Raw genomic sequence first — 1,686 nt, forward strand, 5'->3', positions numbered from 1 at the left:
GGTCGGTCTCCCGCGCGGGTCCTTTGCCAGGCTGGTCATTATGGCCGAACTGGATGAGTATGTAATCGGCGTGGTGCGCCAACGCCTTCTGCCACAGTCCTTCGTCGTAGTAGCTCATTGAACTGCGTCCGTTGGCCGCTTGGTTGATGCATTCGACGTTGGGTGTCATCAGCGCACAGAAACCCGGTCCCCACCCGCCACCGTTGTTCACTGTTGAGTCGCCAGCCAGCACAATACGCACTGGAGCGCCATGCAGAATAGCCATACTGCGAATGCCTACTGGCGGTAGCGGCGCGGGCGTTGGCTTTACATACGCGGCCAGCGCTGGCACGGCTCTGCCCATATCGACAGCAACCATGCGGCCAAAGGCATACGAGCCTTCATAGTTGAGGTGAGTCTTGTCGGGAATGGTATTGCCCTGATCGTCCTTCTTGGTGATGCCGAGCGCCTGTCCTTGTGCCTCAGTGAGCGTATCGAGATAAGCGATGCTGTCTGCCTGCAGATCGATGAGCGGTGTGTGTTCTTCCGCGGCTACCTTCTTCATGGCTTCGCAGTGTGCCGTCAGGTCTGAATGAATTTTGCCGTCGGCCTCATAGTAGCGGCGGGTCAGTGGCGTCACGAGAATAGGAACAATGCCATGTGCGCGCGCTTCTTCCACATAACGTTTCAAATTGACGGGGTATTCCGTCTGGAGATTGGTCTGTCGCGGCAGATGCGCCTTCGTTTCTTGATCGTTGTGGCCAAACTGGATGAGCATGTAGTCCGGCTTATCGGCCAGGGCTTTGTCCCAGAGGCCGTCCTGGCGATAGGTTTTGGTGCTGGCTCCGCCTTTGGAATCATTGATGCAGATAACGTCCGCGGTGAGATTTGCACAGAAGCCCAGACCGTAGCCGGCATTCCTGGTCTGCGTGGAATCGCCGATCAGCGCAATTCTTGTTTTCGCGGAGGGATGCGGCGTTTGCTGTGCGGAGCCGAGGCAGCCGGTGGCGAGAACGCTGGAGACGAGGAAAAGCGAAAGCGACTTCATGACGATTCATGCTCCTGTGTACTCTGTATCTTTGAAGGACTCGTGACGGGGTGCGCAGATGATTCTATCGCTTGGGAGGTCGGACCAGCAAGCACGCTGATCTGCGCTGATGAAGTGGCCGTACGGCGCTGGAGATATGCCCTTGATGTGCAAAAAACACGGGCGTGATTCTTGACTATGGATGCCTCGTTTCCTGTACAGTTGATGCTGCTGGTGGTCAGTCCTCTTGGCTGCGCTATTTTCACCAGCGGGTATGGTTTCGCGCCGTGCCGATTGGAGATTCCAATGCGTTCTTTTCTTTTGCGCTCGCTTTCCGTTGCGCTGCCGTTGTTGTTTGCATGCACATTGCTTGCCCAGGATACGCGGCAGGTGACCGAACCGCGCATCCCCGCCGCTTGCGTCACGCTGGATGCGGCAATCGCCGCGCCGAACGGAGTGATTGCGGAGAAGGATGAGAAATCGCTCGACACGGTGCGCATCCAGAGCGCGATTGATAGCTGTGCGCAAGGTAAGGCCGTAGTGCTGCGCGCGAAGGGCAAAGCGAACGTGTTCATTACCGGACCGCTTGAACTGCGTCCGGGCGTGACGCTGGTGGTGGAGAAAAATACTGCGCTGGTGGCTGCGCGCGATCCGCGGCTCTACGATCTTGCGCCGGGAAC

The 1,686-nt window shown here is 57.7% G+C and carries 2 protein-coding genes; one reads left to right on the plus strand and one right to left on the minus strand.

The genetic code is table 11. The features are described 5' to 3' along the window. The coding region (locus P4L78_RS18155; protein WP_309329626.1) for a GDSL-type esterase/lipase family protein at positions 1–1,027 on the minus strand (1,027 nt) is incomplete at its 3' end. A 177-nt stretch (positions 1,028–1,204) separates the two neighbouring features. On the opposite strand from P4L78_RS18155, the gene P4L78_RS18160 reads away from it, so the two are divergent. Beyond that, positions 1,205–1,686 (plus strand): hypothetical protein (locus P4L78_RS18160; protein ID WP_309329628.1); only part of this gene is annotated, 482 nt, incomplete at its 3' end.

Origin of the sequence: Silvimonas sp., from assembly GCF_031291215.1 — a bacterium.
Lineage (GTDB): Bacteria > Pseudomonadota > Gammaproteobacteria > Burkholderiales > Chitinibacteraceae > Silvimonas > Silvimonas soli.